At 58.2% G+C, this 20337-nt stretch carries 17 protein-coding genes and 1 pseudogene; 11 read left to right on the top strand and 7 right to left on the bottom strand.

The window, feature by feature from the left end; genetic code table 11:
• Positions 1-297: 297 nt before the first annotated feature.
• The 5 genes from ACK8OE_RS15950 (at position 298) to ACK8OE_RS15930 (ending at position 9283) form a co-directional block, all read left to right on the top strand.
• On the top strand, positions 298-3342 hold the full coding sequence (locus tag ACK8OE_RS15950; RefSeq protein WP_410273358.1) for a TonB-dependent receptor: 3045 nt from the start codon (positions 298-300) through the stop codon (positions 3340-3342).
• A gap of 144 nt (positions 3343-3486) precedes the next feature.
• Positions 3487-4992, top strand: coding sequence for a tryptophan halogenase family protein (locus ACK8OE_RS15945; RefSeq protein WP_410273357.1), 1506 nt, complete (start codon positions 3487-3489; stop codon positions 4990-4992).
• Positions 4993-5000: 8 nt separating this feature from the next.
• Positions 5001-7367 carry a glycosyl hydrolase family 95 catalytic domain-containing protein gene (locus ACK8OE_RS15940; protein WP_410273356.1) on the top strand — a complete coding sequence of 789 codons (2367 nt, stop codon included), beginning with the start codon at positions 5001-5003 and terminating at the stop codon, positions 7365-7367.
• A gap of 163 nt (positions 7368-7530) precedes the next feature.
• Complete coding sequence (locus tag ACK8OE_RS15935) at positions 7531-8292, top strand: FadR/GntR family transcriptional regulator (protein ID WP_410273355.1); 762 nt, start codon at positions 7531-7533, stop codon at positions 8290-8292.
• Between the two features lie 196 nt (positions 8293-8488).
• Complete coding sequence (locus ACK8OE_RS15930) at positions 8489-9283, top strand: FadR/GntR family transcriptional regulator (protein ID WP_410273354.1); 795 nt, start codon at positions 8489-8491, stop codon at positions 9281-9283.
• A gap of 223 nt (positions 9284-9506) precedes the next feature.
• Here the strand turns inward: ACK8OE_RS15930 and ACK8OE_RS15925 are convergent, their stop codons facing one another.
• A complete protein-coding gene (locus ACK8OE_RS15925) occupies positions 9507-10055 on the bottom strand; it encodes a TonB-dependent receptor domain-containing protein (RefSeq protein ID WP_410273353.1) in 549 nt (182 codons plus the stop codon).
• Between the two features lie 21 nt (positions 10056-10076).
• A pseudogene (locus ACK8OE_RS15920) lies at positions 10077-10304 on the bottom strand (Tn3 family transposase); the annotation flags it as partial.
• On the opposite strand from ACK8OE_RS15920, the gene ACK8OE_RS15915 reads away from it, so the two are divergent.
• Complete coding sequence (locus tag ACK8OE_RS15915; protein ID WP_410273352.1) at positions 10200-10886, top strand: ATP-binding protein; 687 nt, start codon at positions 10200-10202, stop codon at positions 10884-10886. The pseudogene ACK8OE_RS15920 and the gene ACK8OE_RS15915 overlap by 105 nt on opposite strands.
• 636 nt (positions 10887-11522) lie before the next feature.
• Positions 11523-11966 carry a hypothetical protein gene (locus ACK8OE_RS15910; RefSeq protein ID WP_410273351.1) on the top strand — a complete coding sequence of 148 codons (444 nt, stop codon included), beginning with the start codon at positions 11523-11525 and terminating at the stop codon, positions 11964-11966.
• On the opposite strand, the gene ACK8OE_RS15905 is transcribed toward ACK8OE_RS15910, so the two are convergent.
• The 5 genes from ACK8OE_RS15905 to ACK8OE_RS15885 form a co-directional block, all read right to left on the bottom strand.
• A complete protein-coding gene (locus ACK8OE_RS15905; protein WP_410273350.1) occupies positions 11963-12505 on the bottom strand; it encodes a hypothetical protein in 543 nt (180 codons plus the stop codon). The two genes, ACK8OE_RS15910 and ACK8OE_RS15905, sit on opposite strands and share 4 nt — an antisense overlap.
• Entirely contained in the window at positions 12502-13881 is a 1380-nt protein-coding gene (locus ACK8OE_RS15900; RefSeq protein WP_410273349.1) for a sensor histidine kinase, read from the bottom strand. The genes ACK8OE_RS15905 and ACK8OE_RS15900 overlap by 4 nt, the downstream gene beginning before the upstream one ends.
• Positions 13878-14579, bottom strand: a complete 702-nt coding sequence (locus ACK8OE_RS15895) for a response regulator transcription factor (protein ID WP_410273348.1) — start codon at positions 14577-14579, stop codon at positions 13878-13880. The genes ACK8OE_RS15900 and ACK8OE_RS15895 overlap by 4 nt, the downstream gene beginning before the upstream one ends.
• Positions 14580-14660: 81 nt before the next feature.
• Entirely contained in the window at positions 14661-17594 is a 2934-nt protein-coding gene (locus ACK8OE_RS15890; protein ID WP_410273347.1) for a CHAT domain-containing protein, read from the bottom strand.
• 75 nt (positions 17595-17669) lie between these two features.
• Complete coding sequence (locus ACK8OE_RS15885) at positions 17670-18314, bottom strand: hypothetical protein (RefSeq protein WP_410273346.1); 645 nt, start codon at positions 18312-18314, stop codon at positions 17670-17672.
• 178 nt (positions 18315-18492) lie between these two features.
• Here ACK8OE_RS15885 and ACK8OE_RS15880 point away from each other — a divergent pair, with 178 nt between their 5' ends.
• The 4 genes from ACK8OE_RS15880 (at position 18493) to ACK8OE_RS15865 (ending at position 20311) form a co-directional block, all read left to right on the top strand.
• Complete coding sequence (locus tag ACK8OE_RS15880; RefSeq protein ID WP_410273345.1) at positions 18493-18948, top strand: hypothetical protein; 456 nt, start codon at positions 18493-18495, stop codon at positions 18946-18948.
• A gap of 20 nt (positions 18949-18968) precedes the next feature.
• Positions 18969-19337, top strand: a complete 369-nt coding sequence (locus ACK8OE_RS15875; RefSeq protein WP_410273344.1) for a hypothetical protein — start codon at positions 18969-18971, stop codon at positions 19335-19337.
• A 29-nt stretch (positions 19338-19366) separates the two neighbouring features.
• Entirely contained in the window at positions 19367-19813 is a 447-nt protein-coding gene (locus tag ACK8OE_RS15870) for a hypothetical protein (protein WP_410273343.1), read from the top strand.
• A 75-nt stretch (positions 19814-19888) separates the two neighbouring features.
• Complete coding sequence (locus ACK8OE_RS15865) at positions 19889-20311, top strand: hypothetical protein (RefSeq protein WP_410273342.1); 423 nt, start codon at positions 19889-19891, stop codon at positions 20309-20311.
• Positions 20312-20337 lie beyond the last annotated feature (26 nt).

Here is a 20337-nt window from a genome sequence, read left to right as displayed (position 1 = left end):
GTCAGGCATATTACAAATTGACAGGCCAATTATTCGGCGCATATTCAGCCACGATTGACGCCCCTGGCTCACTAAGTTGTCCTGCAGGCGTCGTCAATAAAGATGATAGAAAAAGCAGAGAATGCTTAAGTTGAGTAAGCCGCGACTTTAAAATCTGTGTTGCGGGCAGGGAGATTAACAAGGTCTGAATCCGGATCTTTACCTTGCAACAATCGCAGAACAGGGCCGCAGGATGGAATTGCACCAAGGTCATGCCGCTCAGTTGAGTAAGGCCAGATATCCCAGGAGAAGTTAGAGATGAAATTGCGGTCATACGTTAGAGGGACGAAATCCATCCTTCTTGGCGCCACCATGCTGATGGGTTGCGGTGCCGCAGCCGCGCAAGCACAGGAAGCCGGCGCGCAAAGCGAGGGTGAGGTCGAGACGGTTGTAGTTACCGGCTTCAAGAAAAGCTACATGGATGCGGTCCGTGCGAAGCGGAACAACATCGAAATTTCTGACGGTATTGCTTCTGATGGCCTGGGTCGCTTTCCGGATCTGAACGTCGGCGAAGCCTTGCAACGTGTTCCTGGCGTACAGATCAACCGGGAAGCCGAAGGGCGTAACGCGACGATTAATGTCCGCGGCATGCCGGGCTCCTATGCGCAAACGACGATCAATGGTATCGCCTTTGCTTCTCCGCCGTCGTTAGCGAATGATCAGGGCACGCCCTTGGGTGCGTTCAACTCTGACATCTTCTCGGCTTTCGTGATTCAGAAGTCCCCGATGGCCAATGCGCCCTCGGGCGGTCTATCGGGTAACGTGGACATGCAGATCGCTGGCGCACTTTCGCGTCAGGAGGGGGGACTTTTCAAGGCGTCGTATGAGTATAACGAAGTTGGCGGCACGACAGCGCCGGCTTTCACGGTTGGCTACAACAAGCGCTTGGCAGAAAACCTCGCGGTTTTTGGCACCGTGGCTTATCGCAAAGAAAACTTCCGTCGCGATACACTGCGCTTTAACGGCTACAGCCGCCTGACGCCAAGCCTGACCGGGTTGACGCAGTCGCAGTTCGCTGCCACGTACGGCGACTATTATTCGGCGACGGCCTGCCCGTCTTCGGGTTCGTTCTGTCGCACGCTGAATGACGCTGTCGGGGCCACGACTGGCCAAAACTTCAACACGGCGACCACGGGTTCGAAAGGCAATACCGGCGTCTATGCGCTGGATGCTATCCGTCAGTACACACGCACAAACGAAGGTGATCTTTGGACGGCGTCGGGTGGCGCAGAGTGGCGTCCCAATGATAATACTAAGCTCGGTATTGTCGGCTACTACACCGATCGCGACCTACCGAAGACGACCCAGCACTTCCTGATCAACGCTGTGTGGTCTGGTGCGGGTACAATGACGCCTTCTGGTACGCCGGTTCAGACCTCAGACGGTCGCTGGCTTTATGAAACCGTAACCCACAATAACTTTCCGGCCAAGATTTCCACCCGTCAGTATGGTCAGCACCAAAAGGCGGGCGGTGTTGTCGCCAACGCAGAGTGGTCAGACGAAACGTGGAAGATTGATGGTGTCTTGGCCCTATCAAAGGGTGAAAACTCGTCGATTGAAACCGAGCTTAACCTCCAGACCAATTCCGTTACGGGTGGGACCAATGGCGTAAGCGGTACCATCACCACGGGCTTTGGTGATATTGATCGTTTCAACTACACCGTAACCCCAACACCGGCCAACCGTCTGTTCACCACAGGGTGGGTTTGGCAGGGCGCTTCGAACGCCATTAACGCCAACGCGTCTGATCCCGCCGGCTATCTTCAGCCGGGCGGTGTCTACTACTTCAGCCTGTCGGGGTCGGAGTCGCTGGCTGAGGAAACGGTCAATTCGGCCCAGGTCAATGTCGAGCGTTTTGTAAAGTTTGGTCCGGTCACCAGCGTCAAAGGCGGAGTGATGCTGCTGAAAAACAGCTTCAAGTCGCGCGGCTTCCGAAACATGGGCTTTGGTCTGCAGATGCAGAACATCACGGCGGACATGGTCTATACCCCGTCCTTCGTCGATGACTTCATGGGTGGGAAGGCGAACATCACTCGCAACTGGATCACGTTCGACGCGGAACGTTTTATTTCCGCAGTGAAGCCGGTTACGCCCTATACGCCTTCGGGCGGCGGGCTGACGACGGCTGGCTTCAACATTCAATATGCTGACGGTGCCTTTGCTGACTACAACTATAACACCGAAAACACGGTCAGCCAGGCATATATCCAATTCAAATACGACACTGAAATCCTCGGTCGCCGTGTTCACGGGAACTTTGGTACTCGCTACGAATCTACGGAAAACACCATCGACTCGTACGATGTTATCACGCCGTTCACAAATTCGGTCGGATCGTTGGCGAACTTCAAGTGGCAGCAAATCGAGAACAGCTACGACTTCTGGCTGCCCTCGGCCATCTTCGCCGCCGAGCTGCGTGATGATCTGATCCTGCGCGGGGCCTACTACAAGACCTATGTACGTCCGCAGCCGAGACAGTATTCGCCTGTAACGCGTATTACGCCGTCACAAGTACTTAACGCCACCCTGTCCACGCCCACCACGAGCGTCTATGACGTGAGTGTGCGCATCGGCAACAACAAGCTGAAGCCATACCTAGCCGATTCGTATGACCTGTCGCTGGAATGGTATAACCGCCCCGGCGGCGTGATCTCGCTTGCCTACTTCAAGAAGGTTATCACCGGTCGGGTCGTCGGCACCTCGGACCCGGCGATCCTTTGCCCGGCGGATGGCTCGACCTGGGGTTTTGGACCTCTCTCTTGGGACGGCCAGTACTGCACGGCGACCAGCCTGTCCTCGGCCGCTAAGGTCGTGCACGTAAACTCGTCGGGTGCCTACAACCTCGACAGCGATACGACGGTTGAGGGCCTTGAGTTCAACATCCAGCAGAACCTCGACTTCCTGCCGGGCTTCTGGAAGAACTTTGGGGGAAGCTTCAACTACGCCTACACAGACTCTAAGAGCCCCGCTATCGCACCCTTCCCGGGTATTTCCAAGCACGCGATGAACGCCATCGTTTTCTATGAGACGCCCAAATACGGTATTCGCGCGATCTATAACTATCGCACCGATTATCCTCTGAACGCGAACGGCACCTATACGGGCGCTGCACGTTCGGTGAAGGAACGTGGGCAGCTTGACCTGTCGGCTTCGTACAACGTGACCGACCGGTTCAGCATCTCCCTTGATGCCTACAACGTCACCGACGAAATGCGCTACGAGTACGAAAACGACGAGCGCTTTGTTCGCTGGATTGACTATGACGGCCGCACGATCACGCTGACAGCGCGTGCGACCTTCTAAGCCTCCCGCGGGTTCCCGTTCGCGGGAACCCGTTCCGACCGTATCCAGAGCGCTCCCCCTCCTGAAAATAGCTCTGGATACGGGCCTCGATGCCTGACAAGTGATTTGTCAGGCATCTTTTTTTCCAGATATCCGGATGGGGACATGTCCCAGAAAATAAGACACGTGGTCATTGCGGGCGGTGGCACAGCGGGGTGGATGACCGCAGCCTGGTTTGCCCGACTGCTCAAGGATGACGTCGAAACCATTACGCTGGTTGAAAGCGAAGAGATTTCGACCATCGGCGTGGGCGAGGCGACGACCCCCTATATCCGCGTCTTCAATCAGGTTTTGGGTATCGACGAGCACGCCTTTCTGAAGGCGACCTATGGCACCTACAAGCTGGGGATCGAGTTTGTCGATTGGGGGGCCATCAATAATCGCTATGTCCATCCGTTCGGGCCTTTCGGGCGTGAATTTGGCGCGTTGCCCTTTCACTCGGTCTGGCTGCGCCACGCCCTGAGCGATCACGACGCCTCGCTCGACGCCTATAATCTTCAGGCGCTGGCGGCCAGGGCTGGCAAGTTCATGCCGCCCGCCGGGGCCAATTCGCCGCTGGCTGAAATCAGCTATGCCTATCATTTCGACGCCAGCCACTACGCCGCCTTCCTGCGCCAGATGTCCGAGGCCGAGGGGGTGCGCCGCGTCGAAGGTCGCATCGAACACGTCGATCTGGATGAGCGCGGGTTCATCAGCGGTTTACGTCTGAACGGCGAGCGCCTGATTGAGGGCGACCTGTTTATCGACTGCACCGGTTTCCGCTCGCTGTTGCTGGGCGAAGCGCTGGGCGTCGGCTTTGAAGACTGGTCGCACTGGCTGCCGTGCGACCGCGCGCTGGCCGTGCCCAGCCGCTCGACCGAGCCGCCCGTGCCCTATACGCGCTCGACCGCCCACAGTGCCGGCTGGCGCTGGCGCATCCCGTTGCAGCACCGTGTCGGCAATGGCAGCGTTTTTTGCAGCCAGTTCATGGACGAAGAGACGGCGCGCCAGAACCTGCTGGCCAATCTTGACGGGGAGCCTCTGGCCGAGCCGCGCGCCATCCGTTTCCAGACGGGTCGCCGGCAAAAGTTCTGGGAAAAGAACTGCGTTGCCATCGGCCTGTCGTCGGGTTTTCTGGAGCCGCTCGAATCGACCTCGATCATGCTGATCCAGAACGGCATTGCGCGGTTGCAGTATCTGTTCCCCGATCGTGACTTCCATCAGGCCGATATCGACACCTACAATGCCGATCTGACGCGCGAATATGAGGAGGTCCGCGACTTCCTCATCCTGCACTATTACGTAGGGTCACGTTGTGACAGCGACTTCTGGCGCTATTGCCGCGACATGACGGTGCCGGACGCCCTGACGCACCGGCTCAACCTGTTCCGCAGCCGTGGACGCATCCCGCAGGAGCGCGGCGAGCAGTTTCGCACCGGCAACTGGCTGGCGGTGATGTGGGGGCAGGGCCTGCGCCCGGCCGCGCCTGATCCGCTGGTGCTCAGCATCCCTGAAGAGCGTTCGGAAACCTGGCTGCGCCAGACGCGCGAAGTGATCGCCGCCTGCCGCGACCGGATGCCGCCGCATGAGGACTATATCCGCCATTTCTGCGCGGCCACTGTTTCAGCCTAAGGACCCCCATGACCCGATCGACACGCCGCGAAACCCTCGGTGGACTTCTGGCCCTCAGCACCTTGCCTCTGCTGGCGGCGCAGGCCCGCGCACAGGGCGCGAACGCCTCCACAAGGGTGCTGAGCTTCAATGCGCCCGCGGCGCGCTGGATGGAGGCCTTGCCGGTCGGTAACGGACGCTTGGGGGCGATGGTCTATGGCGGCGTAAAGAGCGAACGGCTGCAACTGAACCATATCGAACTGTGGTCTGGCCGCACGGTCGAAGACAACCCCAAGACCACGCGCGCCGCTCTCCCCAAGGTGCGCGAACTGTTGTTTGCCGGTAAGCGCGCCGAGGCCAACCGTCTGGCGCAGGACCAGATGATGGCCCCGATGAACGACGTCGATTACGGGTCCTATCAGATGCTGGGCGATCTGCGGCTGGAGATGGGCCACGACGAGGCCGTCAGCGACTATAGCCGCGAACTGGATATGGCCACAGGTCAGGTGACGGTACGCTACCGCATCGGTAAGGCGACCTATAGCCGGACCGTTCTGGCCTCAGCCCCGGATCAGTGTCTGGCCGTGCGGATCGAAACCAGCGCTCCGGAAGGCCTGTCCCTGACGGCGACGCTGAAACGCGACCGCGATGTGGCCTTTGACTGGCAGGGTCAGGTGCTGAAAATGTCGGGTCAGCCGCAGCCCTTCGGTGTGCACTACTGCGCCTACCTGGCCTGCCGCAGCGAAGGCGGCAGCGTCACACCCGATGGCCACGGTTTCCGCGTGACCGGCGCGCGGGCGGTTGTCCTCACCCTGACCGGGGCCACCGACCTGTTGGCTCCCGAACCGCAAAAGGTGGCGCAGGCCGCACAGGCCAAACTCGCCGCCCGGTCGTGGCAGGCTCTCGCCCGTGATCGGGAACGCGATCACCGCGCCCTGTTTGAACGGGTGGAGCTGACGCTGGCCCCGGCGGGTGTGCCGCGTCTGGCGTCCGAGCGTCTGGCGGCGGCGTCAGACGTGGCCGAAAAGGCGCTGATCGAGACCTATTTCAATTTCGGGCGTTACCTGCTGATCAGCTCGAACCGTCCGGGCTCCGTGCCGCCCAATCTTCAGGGCCTGTGGGCCGATGGTTTCGCGCCGCCCTGGAGCGCCGACTACCACATCAACATCAATATCCAGATGAACTACTGGCCGGCCGAGGTGTGCGGCCTGTCCGAACTGCACGAGAGCCTGTTCGACTATGTGGACCGCCTGATGCCCCATGCGCGGCAGACGGCGCAGATCGCCTATGGCTGCCGCGGGGCCGTGGCCCACTATACGACCAATCCGTGGGGACACACCGCGCTGGATGGCAAGGTGCAGTGGGGGTTGTGGCCGGAGGGGCTGGCCTGGCTGACCCTGCATTACTGGGAGCATTATCTTTATACGGGCGACCTCGACTTCCTGAAGACGCGCGCCTTGCCCGTGTTTAAGGCCTGTGCCGAATTTACGCTCGACTACCTTGTCGAAGACCCGCGCACCGGCAAGCTTGTTTCTGGCCCCGCCAGCTCGCCGGAAAACAGCTATGTGATGGACAACGGTGAAGTGGGCTATGTCGATATGGGCTGCGCCATGTCGCAATCCATGGCCTTTACCGTCCTGACTCTGACGCAAAAAGCCACGGAGGCGCTGTCTGTTGAGCCTGACCTGCGCCAGGCCTGTGCGGCGGCGCTGGCGCGACTGGACCGGCTGAAGATCGGGCCGGACGGGCGCGTACAGGAATGGAGCGAGCCGCTGAAAGAGGCCGAACCCGGCCACCGCCATATCTCGCACCTGTTCGGCCTCTATCCCGGCATTGAGATCGACGCTCACGACACGCCTGATCTGGCTGATGCGGCCCGGCGCACCCTGAGCGAGCGCCTGCGTCACGGCGGTGGCCACACCGGCTGGAGCGCCGCGTGGCTGACCATGTTCCGGGCGCGTCTGGGCGAGGGGGATGAGGCGCTGGCCATGCTGCGCAAGCTGTTCCGTCAGTCCACCGGGGCCAACTTCTTCGACACCCACCCCTACACGCCGGAGCCGATTTTCCAGATCGACGGCAATCTGGGGGCGACGGCCGCCATCGCCGAAATGCTGGTGCAAAGCCACAATGGCATATTGCGCCTGCTGCCCGCCCTGCCGAAGTCATGGGCGAACGGGCGTGTGCGTGGCCTGCGGGCACGCGGCGGCCTGATCGTCGATCTGGAATGGGCGAACGGTCAGTTGACCCATTGTGTGGTGAAGGCCTCGCGCAAGGCCCGTTACCGGATTCTGCCGCCGCCGGGACAGGACGGTCTCAAAGCGCTCAGCGACGGCAAGGCGGCTCTGAACTGGGGCAGGGCGGTCGAATTGCAGGCCGGACGGACCTATGCGCTCTGAATTTTTGTTTTGTCGCGATATTTTTGTCGAAAACCGCTCGCCCTTTTCGACCTGTCGCGCCAGGCCCAGCGTCGGCGGGTCCGATCAAATGCGCGCGGGCGCATTGACCCGGCGGTCAAGTGCGGGCTATCCAAGACGTTCAACAGCCGTGCGGCGGAACGTGATGTCAAACGAAGAGATGGCCTCGGAGGAGCTACGCACCCAGCGCGACCTGCGGGCGTATCAGGTTATCGGGCAATCCCTGCTGCAACGTATCCGCTCCGGTGAGTTCCACGCCACGGGCAAGCTGCCGACTGAGCGCGAACTGGCCGAGGTCTATAGCGTCGGCCGCGCGGTCATCCGCGACGCGCTGGTCATGCTGGAAGTCAAGGGTCTGGTGCAGTCGCGTCAGGGGTCGGGCATCTACATCACCAAAACCGCCTATGCCGAGGGCTGGCCTGAGCGCAAGGAGGAGTTTGCCGACCACCCTTTAAGCGAAGCTCCGGCGCCGAAATGGCTCGACATCCTGCACGCCCAGCAATGCCTGGAAAGCCATATTGCCAAGCAGGCGGCGCTGGCGGGTGCCGACGGCCTGTGGCTGGAGGACCTGATTGAGCGCCTGCGTCTGACGGCCTCTGCGCCGGAGTTGCATCGTCTCAACGGGCAATGGCACAGCGCGCTGGCGCAGGCGTCGCGCAATACAGAACTGCTGTGGCTGTCGCAACAGATGTGGGAACGCCGGGCTCAGGCATCGGTGGCGCATCTGGCGAACGACGCCCCCCCTTTCGTGGCCCTGCGTAATCTGTGCGCTGGCGACCACAAACGGACGCTGGAGGCGGTCAGAAAAGGTGATAGCGACCGCGCCTATTACGCCATGTGGCACCATTTCGAGAACCTGAAGACCTTGTACAAGTCCGAAACCACCGCGCTGAGCCTGCCGTCCTGACGGTATTGGCCGGTCAATCCCGATGGGCAGGCATGGCTGAGTCATTAAACCTGTAAAGCTTTTTTCGCTGTCTTTGGGGCCTTAACCCCAAAATTAGATATTGGTTGGCCAATAAAAAGTGTATGGTCTAAATGGCGGGCGCAACACCCTCACCGCGGCAGACCGCAAGAATCTGAGAGCCCTGATGAACCCCAGAATGGCATCCCGACACAGCCGTGAAGGTACCGACGCAGAGCCGGCGGGCAGCGAAGAGACGTGGAGCGAGAAAGACCTTCGCGCCTATCAGGTGATCGGCAAGTCGCTGCTGGAACGCATTCGTTCCGGGGAATTCCGTAGTAGCGGCAAACTGCCGACTGAACGTGATCTGGCGGAAATCTATGGGGTAGGGCGCGCGGTCATCCGCGATGCGCTGGTCATGCTCGAAGTCAAGGGCGCAGTGCAATCGCGTCAGGGCTCTGGCATCTACATTATGCCGCAGGCCTATGCGCAGGGCGTCAATGTCGAGGCGTCCGATGGTTTTGCGACGAACGAACTGGCGGTGGCGCAGCTTAACCCCCAGCATCTGATTGACGCGCATCAATGGCTGGATTGTCAGATCGCGCGCATCACGGCGACGCGCCACAGCGAAGACGACACGGCGGCTATGGAAAAGGCCTTGCAGATGTTGGTCAATACCAGTGCGGACGAGGAATACGAGCCGCGCAACCACCAGTTCCATCGTCAGATCGCGCAGGCCACGTACAATTACGAATTTGTCTTCATGTCGGAACAGGCCTGGCAGCGACGTCAGCAAAGTCCGGCCCTGCGCAATCTCAGCGTTCTCCTGTACGGTGACCGCTTCCGCAGCGTTGTGTTTGCCGACCATCAGCGCACGCTCGACTTCCTGCATCGCGGCGACGGAGACGGGGCCTTCTATTCGATGTGGCACCACTACGAGAATCTGAAAACGGCCCTGACCTTAAGCGAGTCCCTGCCGGCCATTCAGGGCTAGAGCCTCCACACAGAATTTCCGCAGATGCAAAAAGACAGACGCCGGGGCTGTGAAAGCGGATACGCGCTCTGTTTCACAGCCCCGGCGTCTAGAGTCCTTCGTCGGCTTAGTTGAGCCGCCGAAGGACTCTAAGTTTTTTGTTTGGTCGCGTTTTTTACGCTCTAACCGGCAAGGACCAGGGGGAGGATAACCAAAGGCCCTGGCCGGTCAGTCGGTACTTGATTTACAGTTTGTACTGGAACGACAGGTAATAGCTGGGGCCGGTGACGGCGGTCATTTGCCAGATGTTTTCCTTCAGATAATAGGCTTCTTCCGTCTCGCCCGTGATGTTCTGAGCCCCGAATGACAGGCTCAGTTGGGGGTTGATCGTATAGCCCAGCACCACATCTATCTGCGTGCGATCCTTCACAATGTGAGTTTCACGCGCAAAGAAGCTGTCCGCAGAGTTCTGGAGGTATTCTGAGCGGTAGTTGGCCGAGATCCGGGCGCTGAAGACCGAGTTTTCCCAGTAACCCGTCAGATTGGCGGTGTTTTCGGAGAGGTTACGCAACTGGAACTTGGCGGACTTGTCCTGAGTCACGTGCGTGTAGTTGGCGATCACACCGAACCCGTTGACAGGCAGCAGAGCGTCGAGGGACTGCTGCCAGTTCAGTTCATACCCCTTGATCATGTTCTTTGAGGGGTCATTGGCCTTGACGGTGATGTCGTATATGGCCTTGTTGGGGCCACGCCGTAACCGGGAGTCAAAAACCTCGCTAAGCGGACATAACAAGAACGTTTCCTGTTTTGCGGTTCACGCGGCAGCGAGAAGATCGATTTTCTGGCGCAACGGCTTCCAATTTTGAGGATTGTTGCGGATTTCGCCCCAGAGATAGTCACCGGTCAGGTTGATGTGTTGCCAGCCCAATGGAGCAATATGAGCGAGGAGGTCCTTGTCGACGTGCTCGCCGCCGGCGCGCAGCGCTTCCACCGCGCGCCCGAGGTAGACCGTGTTCCAAAGAACTATGGCGGCAACGACCACTTTGCCCTGTCGGGCCTTCAGGAGCGCAAGGACCTCAAAGACTTCGACTGGACCTATAATCCAAAGCTGCCCAGGCGGGACATCCTCGATCTATGCGCCCTCAAATTTATCGACGCCAGGGAAGACGCCCTGCTGATCGGGCCGCCCGGCACCGGCAAAAGCTTCGTCGCCAAGGCCGTCGCTCTGATGGCCGTGCAGCGTGGATACAAGGTCCTCTACAGAGAAGCCCACCAGCTCATCGAGGATATCGTTGAGGCCAGAGAGCTCGGCAATATCCGAAAATATCGCGCCCAGATCAAAACCCTCGACCTGCTGATCATCGATGATCTCTTCCTGCGCCGGCTACCCGCTGGCGCCGGTGACGAGCTCGCCGACCTTCTCATGGGACGGTACGAAAAGGCATCGACCCTGATCACGTCCAATCGTCCCTTCACCGACTGGTCCCAACTGATCGGCGACGTCGTTGTCGTGACACCCCTTCTGGACCGTCTGCTTCACCACGGACGCCTCCTGAACTTCGATGGTAAAAGCTGGCGTCTAAAGGAAGCCGCTGAGCGCTCAATCACAACCCCGACGGAGTAGCGGCTCGCCTCGCTACAGCGCCCTTGAATAGCGCGCTCAGCGAGCCGTCCCCACCAAACAGATGGGGCTTGGCATGCCTGAAAACACACTTTAACCTGCACGTGTCTGCTGCTTCGGGTGGGTGTTTTTGAAGTGGCCACAGGTGGGTGTTTTTAAGACGGCCAACGGGGGCCTACTGATTGCAACCACCTTTTGATCTCCCTTTTCTCCAGCGCCCTAACCGGAAATGGAACTGCGAAAGCGGCGGTTTCTAATTCCTTCCCCAAAAGCGGAAGGTGATTTTGATGTCCGACGAACTTCGGCTTAAATCACGGAGCAACCGTGACCGATCGAGACCTGAGCGTCACGGCTCGCCAAGGGTGGCATTCGCACTCAAGGTTTAAGAGGCCGTCTCGATTTTTTTAAATCACAGGCCTCCCGCAAACGTGGTGGGGGGGGCAGACGGCATGTACATCCACATCCCTAACGGTGTTTGTAACGGGACTTGCGCGCAATTATTCCACAAAATTGAGAAGTCGGAATCTAGGCCTGATCTATGGGCACCGTTTTCAGTTGCACTTTTTCTTTCCGTATGCCGTCACCAGGCAGAGATTCCGACAGCCACGCCTTCGTAGCCTGTAAGCCAAGGACATCTCCATGCACCTATACCGATCTTCCTTATCATGCCTCCTGGTGGCTGGTTTGATGGCAGTGTCTCCAGCGGTTTGCGCCGCCGAACCCGCATTGACAACATCGGATGAACAGGCTGCTGAACTGTTGTTTCTGTCAACGCGCAATCTTCTGGAGACCTCCTATAAGTGTCAGGGTGTTATCGGGCCGGAAACCTATGACAAGGCTAAGGAGATGACCGTCGTCTTGTTCAGCGCCATGGGGGCGGACGAAAAACTGAGCAACAATTTCATCGCCTCTCAGGACGCAACCTTTGCCTCCGAATGTAAAGACAAGGAAACGTGCTGGCGGACCTACATGAATATGCCGACCCAAAGTGAGGACGAGGGGCAGATCGCCTGTCTTAAGAAAAACAATGACACCCTGGCCCTGCTTAAATCTCTCCTCAAAATTATCGCGGGGACCACTTAGTTCAAGATCAGATAAAACCTTACGGGGCGGGCTTCAGTATTGACAATATCGATGACGTTAGTGCCCGTAAAGGTCGGGACCCACTGACAGCCTAAGGTTTTAGACGAGGCGCTGACCTGACAAACCGGTGCGCCCGCATCGTCGTTTACAGCGAGTTCAAGCTTTACTCCGCCCCGTGGTTCGACGACGACATTCGCCTTCTGCCCAGCGATAAAACTTTGTCGCGTGGTAAAGCGCGCATTGGCCGCTAACTCTCCATAGCGATAAGCCGGGCCTAAGACCCGCCCACGCCAAAGCGGCAGTCTTGTCTCTTTCGTTCCCAACAATCTGGCACGTTCAGCCCACAGGTCCGCCAGATCGGGTTCGCCCTCAACGGGGCGTGCGCCGATTTGCCTTAGGGTAGTCGCCGCCTGCATCAGAGCCTTGCCATCGTCTCTGTCTTCAGCCTCAAACCCGGCCCGTAACGCCGTTGCCAACTGGTCCGATGGCGTTTGTGTTCCCACGGTCATAAGTAAGCCTGCAAGCAAAATGGATTTCATGACGTCTGCCCGGTCGCATTTGAGGTGGTGGCTTCGGGCGCGACGATGAAGCGAGCACCGCCAGAGGCTCCATCCTCAAGCCTAACACCAAGTCCATAACGGGCAGCGATGGCACGCGTCAACGCCAACCCCAGACCGTGCCCGCGACGGCTATGATCGGCCCCCCCTCGACCATAGCGTTCAAATACTCTGGTCCTATCAGCCTTTGCCACACCCGGACCATCGTCCTCAATCTCAATCACGGGTCCACAGGAGACTTTAAGGCGTATGAATTCTCCGGACGCTCCATACTTGAAGGCATTATCGAGAAGGTTCACCAGAAGCCGTGAGATTTGCATAGCGTCTGCACGCATGGTGACATTGTCTTCGATCTCGCAAATGAGTTTAAGCCCCGCCTCTTCGGCGCTGGCTGCATAAAGCTCACATATGGAGCGGCTGACCTCTGACAAACTGATATCGCCAAGCCCCTTAAGATCGCCCCTCTGGGCCTCCGCAGAGGCGATATCCAGCAGCGCATCAAGAAGTTGCAGTAGAGAATGCGTCTGGTCGGTAGCCGCCTGAAGCGAGACCAGAACCTCTGGATTGCCCACCTTTTCCATCGCCGTCCTCAACCTGTTTTCCAAAAGCATCAGGGGCGTACGCATCTCATGTGCGACATGGTCGCTAATGTCGCGCTGAGCGTTTAGCAGACGCTCAATGCGGGCGGCAGCATCGCGAATATTGCTTTCCAGATAGCTGACTTCATCGCCGTTCAATAAGCCGTTTACAGCCACTGGAGACGGGCCGATCAGATTTTCAAACAAGGTGTTTATGGCGGAGATCCGACGTCGAAGGCTCAGGCTTGCATAGCCGCCGATTACGAACGCCGCCGACACCATAACAAACAAGGCCCCGCCAAACATGAGCTGAAGCTGCGTCAGTGACGCCTCAAGCTTTTCCTCCGATCGGCCAACGGCAAGGATCAGACCGTCCCGAAGCCGTGTCACGCGCAACTTCACCGCCACCGGCGGGTCAGTAAGACGCATACTGAAGGTCGGGGAGGTGCCTGGATTGATCGCTGGCAGGGCCGGAAGGTTTGCGACCAGAACCCGCTGCCTGGAATCTGTCAGGCGGTAATAGGGTGTTTCAGATATAGCGGGTGCAACATCTAGCCGTTCTTTTAAGCGCAGAATAAGTCCTTCTCGTCCCTGACCAGCGTAGACGTCGACCAAACCGGCTATATCCGTGTCGATCGCTCCCAAAAGCGCGCTTCGTCCCTGATGAGCAAGCCCTTGATAAATAGCGCCGAACAACAAGACGCCCACGACCGCGGTCGCCGCAGCGACCTTTAGCGCTACCCTCAGCGCCAGTGAGTGATAGATGTGCAGGCGGTTCAAAGGCCTGCCTCACTGACCGGACAGATCAAGCGAAATCCTACGCCGCGTACCGTCTCAAGCAAGGGGTATTCAAAGCCGTCTTCAAGGCGATTTCTAAGACGGCTCATATTGACGTCGATGACATTGGTCTGCGGGTCGAAATTGAGCTTCCACACCTTCTGCAACAACATGTCGCGCGTGACCACATCCCCCGCGTGCTCCATCAGGAGCTTGAGAATTTCGAACTCTTTAGGACTTAAGGCCAGATGTCGCCCAGCGCGATGCGCCGTGCGGGACTTAACATGTAGTTCCAGGTCGCCGTAAATGAGTATGGCACTATGCATACGGTTCTGCGAGCGGCGGATCAGGGCGCGGACCCGCGCAAGAAGCTCCTTAGGTTCAAAAGGTTTGCCAAGGTAGTCGTCCGCGCCGCTGTCAAGCCCGTCGATACGGTTTTCACTGCGCGCCAAGGCCGACAGCATCAGGACAGGTGTAGTTACGCCTGCCTCGCGAAGCGTTGTGAGAACATGCAAGCCGTCGGTATTGCCGAGCATCCGGTCGAGGATGATCAGGTGATGCTGGCCTAGTCCGGCCTCGCTGAGGCCAGCCGACGCCGTCGCGCGCCAGACCACTTCATAGCCCTCCCGGGTCAGGGCTTCACCGACGATCGCCGCCCCTTCTGGTTCATCTTCGATCAACAATATGGACGAAGGTGGCATGAATGTACTCGTCAAGCTATTCACAAAGAGAAATCTAAAACAAAAAAGGAACCGGTGGGCAATTTACAAATCCTGACAGGATCATTGAGAAATCAATGAGAAAGGCGCCCAGATAACGGGTTGGCTGGCATTATCGACGCGCGGGTTTCTGATCAGATTCAGCATGGCGCGCCGCAATGCCTGCGGCTTCGACAGCCCCCGCTTATGGAACCTAACCGTCTCGACGCTTAAGTGCTCGGCGACATCATCACGCACGGGCCAGAGCGAGACCAGAAGATTGCGCCCTCCAGCCTGAATAAAACCCTGGGCTAGACCTGAATAGACCCCCGCCCCGGCTTCGCGTTCGGCCCCGGAATTACAAGCCGAAAGTATGACCCATTGCGCATTCAGTTTAAGGCCGGCGACCTCCGAAGCGGTCAAAAGGCCATCATCCTCGGCCGTTGCCCTGTCAGGAGGTGTAAGAACGAGCGCTGGCTCGCTCAACGACTTTAGATCGCCGCCCATCAATCCGTGGGTCGCAAAGGCGACGATGCCAAATCGATCAAGTGCCGTCGCCTTTACTCTGGTCTCATTTGCCTGGTCACCAAGAATCAAAAGACTATCTGGCTCATTTAGCGCGTTCCGCAACCGTTCAAGCTCGGAGCGGGCCAACGGAAGACCCGGCAAGAGGCGTATGAGATCGGCATCGACTTTGCCCCCCCTGAACAGAGCCTGCGACGCGGGGAGCTCAAAGGTCGGGGCTTCGGGACCAAGGATCGGCGCGCCTATGCCGGCAAATCCAGACGACATAGCTTCCGGCGCAGGCCTCATCAGTAGGGCCGGCTTAACAGAAAAGCCAAAACGTTTGATGGCATAGGCCGGGGTCGCGCCACCAGATCTCGTCAACAGAAGCGCAAATGGTACGCGCATAATGGGTCCCGCGCCCAGTATGGCCACGTCCTCGATCCCTTTGAGAGCCCGCATATTGCGCTCAGTGAAAATGGCCTGCCCGAGGCCGAGGGCGCTAACCTGATCAAAAGCGCCGCCGGTTTCGCCAGACTTTAGGCTCAGGCGAAGATTTTCTACATAGGCCCTGACTGTAGAGCGGGTAATCGGTGAAACGTCATAGACAAGGCCCTTCGGCGTAAGCACCATCGCGATAAACTGATCGTCGACTGACACCGGTATAAGCAGCGCCTCTTTAGATCCCAGACGGGCTCTGGCGATCTCAAGCGGCATTGGGCTTGGCTGCATCAGATCCTTAAAATCAGGGACTTCAGAGTCCAAAGCCGAACTCAGCGACACAAGCCTTTGCCGGGCATGCTCGAGCTGCGCCTGGGCCTCTGCGACCACTTCGTCAGATTTACCTAGCGCAAAGGCGCGCTCGCGCTCCAGTCGGAAGATCAGGGCCTGCGTAGCCTCAAGGTCAGCAAACAGCGCCTGTGTTCTCGGGTTCGGTAAGCTGACCCGGCGGGCCATCATATGGGCGTTCACCGCATTCTCGGAAAACCCTGCCAATTGCACCGCATCAAAGGCGACGTCTAACTGTCCGGCACTCAGCGCAATATCGGCAAAACGGGCAAAATTGTTGCGATAGACCTCGGCCAGTTCGGCCCGTTCCCGCACAGTCAACTGCGCGCTCAGGAGCCGCACGCGCATCGCTTCTTCCAGGGAACGAGCAAGCTTAAAGGCCTCATTGGCCTGCCCCTGACGCGAAAGGATCAAGGCTTCGAGCATTTCAGCATCGAGGCGCGCCTTGGCGTAGAGGGGATACTCTTTCCGATAATAAGGCAGAGCCTCCCTCACGGTCTCAAGCGCTGCATCCCGTCGCCCCTGAACCAGCAACAGGCTCGATAAGCGCGTATGAATGGCGCAGCGTGTAACCACGCCGCGATTGCCCAAGGGTTCAATCGCGGCGAGCCCCTGACGAAACCGCGCCTCAGCCTGCCCCAGATCACCCCGTTCGAAAGCCAGATCGCCGAGCTCCATCCACACGATGCCAATTGTGTCAGGTGTGTTGACCGGGGGCTTTTGTTTCACCACCTCAAGGGCATTGAGCGCCAGCGCTTCAGCTTCTTCGGTTCGGCCCATGCGATGAAGCACGCGCGAAAGGTTATAGCCAAATGCGCCGCTTTCCGAAGATACTTTGCCGGTGTGGGCGACGGCCAGCTCCAAAGCCTTGCGCGAGTAGATCTCCGCCTCGGTGTTGCGGCCCAGATCACTGAGCTGATCGCCAAGTTTTGAATAGGCCCAACGCACGGCCCGATTATTCTCAGGTAGGTTTTTTAAGGCGACCTCGAGAGACTTCTGGCTCATTTCGACAGCACGATCATAATCGCCTACATAGCTTAGCTGTCCGGCGAAGTTGCCAAGATGACCGCTGTAAGAGCCAGCCATGCCGTTCTCCGCCGTCATGCGGGCCATAGCGCGCTCATAGGTCTTTAGCGCCTCCTGCAAACGGCCGATCTTCGTGTAAGCAAAAGCCATGGAGGCCAGTATGGCGCCGGCCTGCTGACCGTCGGCCCCTCCGCGCCGCGAAATGACCTCAAGGGCGCGTTTTTGCATTTCAATGGCTTCGTCAGGGCGTCCGGACGCATTGAGGTATACTGCCTGGTTTTTCAATAGATCAGAAAGCTGCGCTGTATCCCCAAATCCTGCCCGCTCATAGACAATAAGGGCTTCCGCGATGGTGTCGGAGGCGTCTTTCACGCGCTCATTGTGATAGAGAGCGAGCGCGTAGATTAGCGAAAGGTTGGCGAAGTCATTGGGGTCGATCCCTTTTGCCGCCCTCGCCTCCCGCATAAGGGGTTCAAGTGCCGCAAGCTCTTCTTTGGCGTCACTGGGCGGGGGAGCATCGTAGGCGGCCTGAATGCGCTTATGAAGGTCGTTCTGATGCGCGGCCTGCCTTAGGGTTTGTGACTTTGGGGCCTGAGCCATTGATGCTGGCTGTCTAGGAGGCTTGGCAGCGGCGCTCGCGCCGTGAACGGCTATCAAGGTGGCCGTTAAAATCCAAGGCCCGACCATCCGTTTAAACATGGTATCCAACTCCCCGCGCCTTTTTGTCCCTCCGCGCACCTTGGCGCAATAACGCGGGTATTGGCAAGTGCGCCTTTAGTTTCCGTTTCCGATGCAGGCAAGGCGTGCACTACCCTTCTCTCCGGGGACATCCAGCACGTAGTTGCGCCATGTTTCCTCCATAACCTCGATACTGCGAGCATCGCAGTTTTTCTCGCGCAGCCACGCCCGGGCATAATCGATATGTTTACAGCCAAGCTTAATGTCCTGCTCGGCGTAACCTATGTGCCCGCCAATGGCGCGCCCCAGTTTGGCCTGTTCAGCGGCGGCCTTAAAATACCAAATGGCCTGGTCCTGTCGTTCCTTAACGACCTGGAGGCATTGGGCAGGGGTGGCGTTATGCAGTTCATTACGGCACGAAATGGCCGTGTCTATCGACCAACGCGAGCCATACTGCGCATCCATCTTTTTGAAGTGTGGAACGATCTCGCCCTGACGCGATTTGCCGAGCTTCCCGATCCACGTTTCAAGATCGGCCATGACTGGCGGCAACTTATCGGGCTCATTTAGCTTGAAAGCCAGTGCAACCCCCGCAAGCGCCGCCGCGCAATCTAAGGGCCTATCTTCAGCGACAGGGCTCGGAGTCGTCTGTCCCTTCACCTCGCCCGATGTCGCAAACCCAAGCACTAAGGCACCGGCGAAAAGACCGCATGCAGAGGCAATGGCGGAGGAGAAGCGCATCTCTAAAACCCCGGTGAACGATACCCCGGAGCTTATGGGTAAGATCGACCCGTGGAAAATGACAAACCCTGTAAGGATGTCGCAAGGTTAATCCTTACAGGGTATGTAAGGTGACAGTCGCAAGCCGTCTTGCCACCCTTTTCTCACTGACGCCACGTCAGGGATTGATGAGGGAAAAATGGCACAATCGCCTTCACGACATTTTGCGAAACGCTTTAGTGTATTAGCCGGGGCCCTTTGCGCCCTGGGGCTCGCCACAGCGCCCGCCTATGCGGGAAACGGTTTTTCCGCCGACGCTAAGGCCCAGTTCACTTCGGGGATCATAGCCTTTACCGAAGCCCGTCCCATGGGTCTTAACGCTATGGCGCGCGCCTGCGGGCAAATGCGCTCAGGGGTGGACACCTACAGCAGGCAAATGCCGAAGTGGGCCGTGGGTGGCCAGACCGATCTGTGCAACGGCATCGATACGCTGAACTCAGGCACAGACAAGGCCAAGGCCTGCAAGGTCATCCGAAAGTCCGCCCAAACCTTCGACAAGGTCAATGTCCGGTCTGAAGAGAATGCCTACATCTACACCTACATTTCTTTCACCGCCGCCATTGAAATGGTGGAACGCGAGCACTGCGCCGTCTGACCCTAAGTACTGGAAAACCGATGAAGTCCTTACCCATAGTCCTATCCACGTTTTGTTTAACCCTGGCCCCTTTGGCGCCCCCCGCCCTTGCACAAGAGGGTTCAGGCCAGGCCGACCTATCTGCTCAGGATTTTTACAAGCAATGCAAAAATGCAAAATCCGATAATCCGGACCAGCTCAAGCTTTGCTATCTCGACTCCTTCGTGGCGCTGCGCAAAACCGGCGATACGTCTGGCAAATGCGCGCCCGGCCTGATCGGCCTGCTCTCACAGCCCCATACGCATCTCATGCGCCTCAAGGCGACGATTAAGGACAATAAGCCCATCGATGATGAGACGCTAAACGCCTACCAAAAACGCATACTCAGCGCCGCATATCCTTGCCCCTAAACAATCAGCCATCGGAAAGCCCACATCTCATGATGCGCTTATCAGTCATCCTTGGCCTAAGCATCGGCCTGTCTTTGTACGCAGCGCCTCCGTCATGGGGCGCTGCCACCGATGCGCAAAGAGAGGCAGTCAAAAAGCTTCCCCACGATCTGAAAAACCTGATGGAAAGCGCCTATTACTGCCGTGGCCTGACCGGGGAAAAGCCTTATACGGAGGCCAAATCTCTGACCCTCAGCGTGCTTAGCCAACTCACCGATGCGGCCATGGCCGAACGCTTTGTCTCAGAACGCGAAAAGTCGTTCGAAGCCGGCTGCCCGCAGGAGATGCGCTCAACCTGCTGGGCCGACTATCTTGATATGCCAGTCAATGAAAGTGAAGTCGGCGCCGAGGAATGCGATCTTGAACAAAAGCTCGCCATGGCAGCCGTAGTGCTGACACTTCAGACGATCCGCGGAACGCCCACGGGCAAAAACTGATCCAACCCTTTGGTAACAGGGATATATCCAACCATGAAATCTTTTTGTAGGTCCACAGCAATCGTGGGCTCCATCTTGGTCGCCGCCTTCAACGCTCAATCGGCCATGGCCATCCCTTTTACGGACGACGGCGCCAGTATTTGGGTGGCGCGAACACACAAGTTTATTGAAGCCACGACCGGGGAAGGCCTTTCCAGTGATGGTCTGTTCGATCGCCAAAAAGCGGCATGTCAGGGCATAAGTGGCGAGCTGTTCAAGATCGGGGGCGTTGTACCCATTTGGGCGGCGGAAAGCCATCGCTCATTTTGCCGTGGCGTTGACGGTTTTTACAGTAAACGCAACCTGCGCAAGGCCTGCGGTGATTTCAAATCGGCGATTGGCTATCTGGAAAATGCCAAACCGGAGAAGGCTCCCCAAGAGGTGGTCGCCACCGCGGAAAAATTCCGCAAGACGCTTGAGCTCGTTCTGACCGAAGTGAAGAAAGAAGACCTCTGCTGATCCTATTTTTCGCCTTGAGCATAGGT

The sequence above is a fragment of the Asticcacaulis sp. W401b genome, assembly GCF_046503825.1.
In the GTDB taxonomy this organism is placed as follows: domain Bacteria; phylum Pseudomonadota; class Alphaproteobacteria; order Caulobacterales; family Caulobacteraceae; genus Asticcacaulis.
Note: the sequence above shows the minus strand (reverse complement) of the source record. Positions and strands in the feature narration are given on the sequence as shown.

Coding starts and splice junctions, on each gene's coding strand:
- ACK8OE_RS15950 (WP_410273358.1), top strand. CDS start 298: ATGAAATTGCGGTCATACGTTAGAGGGACGAAATCCATCCTTCTTGGC.
- ACK8OE_RS15945 (WP_410273357.1), top strand. CDS start 3,487: ATGTCCCAGAAAATAAGACACGTGGTCATTGCGGGCGGTGGCACAGCG.
- ACK8OE_RS15940 (WP_410273356.1), top strand. CDS start 5,001: ATGACCCGATCGACACGCCGCGAAACCCTCGGTGGACTTCTGGCCCTC.
- ACK8OE_RS15935 (WP_410273355.1), top strand. CDS start 7,531: ATGTCAAACGAAGAGATGGCCTCGGAGGAGCTACGCACCCAGCGCGAC.
- ACK8OE_RS15930 (WP_410273354.1), top strand. CDS start 8,489: ATGGCATCCCGACACAGCCGTGAAGGTACCGACGCAGAGCCGGCGGGC.
- ACK8OE_RS15915 (WP_410273352.1), top strand. CDS start 10,200: ATGAGCGAGGAGGTCCTTGTCGACGTGCTCGCCGCCGGCGCGCAGCGC.
- ACK8OE_RS15910 (WP_410273351.1), top strand. CDS start 11,523: ATGCACCTATACCGATCTTCCTTATCATGCCTCCTGGTGGCTGGTTTG.
- ACK8OE_RS15905 (WP_410273350.1), bottom strand. CDS start 12,505: ATGAAATCCATTTTGCTTGCAGGCTTACTTATGACCGTGGGAACACAA.
- ACK8OE_RS15895 (WP_410273348.1), bottom strand. CDS start 14,579: ATGCCACCTTCGTCCATATTGTTGATCGAAGATGAACCAGAAGGGGCG.
- ACK8OE_RS15890 (WP_410273347.1), bottom strand. CDS start 17,594: ATGTTTAAACGGATGGTCGGGCCTTGGATTTTAACGGCCACCTTGATA.
- ACK8OE_RS15885 (WP_410273346.1), bottom strand. CDS start 18,314: ATGCGCTTCTCCTCCGCCATTGCCTCTGCATGCGGTCTTTTCGCCGGT.
- ACK8OE_RS15880 (WP_410273345.1), top strand. CDS start 18,493: ATGGCACAATCGCCTTCACGACATTTTGCGAAACGCTTTAGTGTATTA.
- ACK8OE_RS15875 (WP_410273344.1), top strand. CDS start 18,969: ATGAAGTCCTTACCCATAGTCCTATCCACGTTTTGTTTAACCCTGGCC.
- ACK8OE_RS15870 (WP_410273343.1), top strand. CDS start 19,367: ATGATGCGCTTATCAGTCATCCTTGGCCTAAGCATCGGCCTGTCTTTG.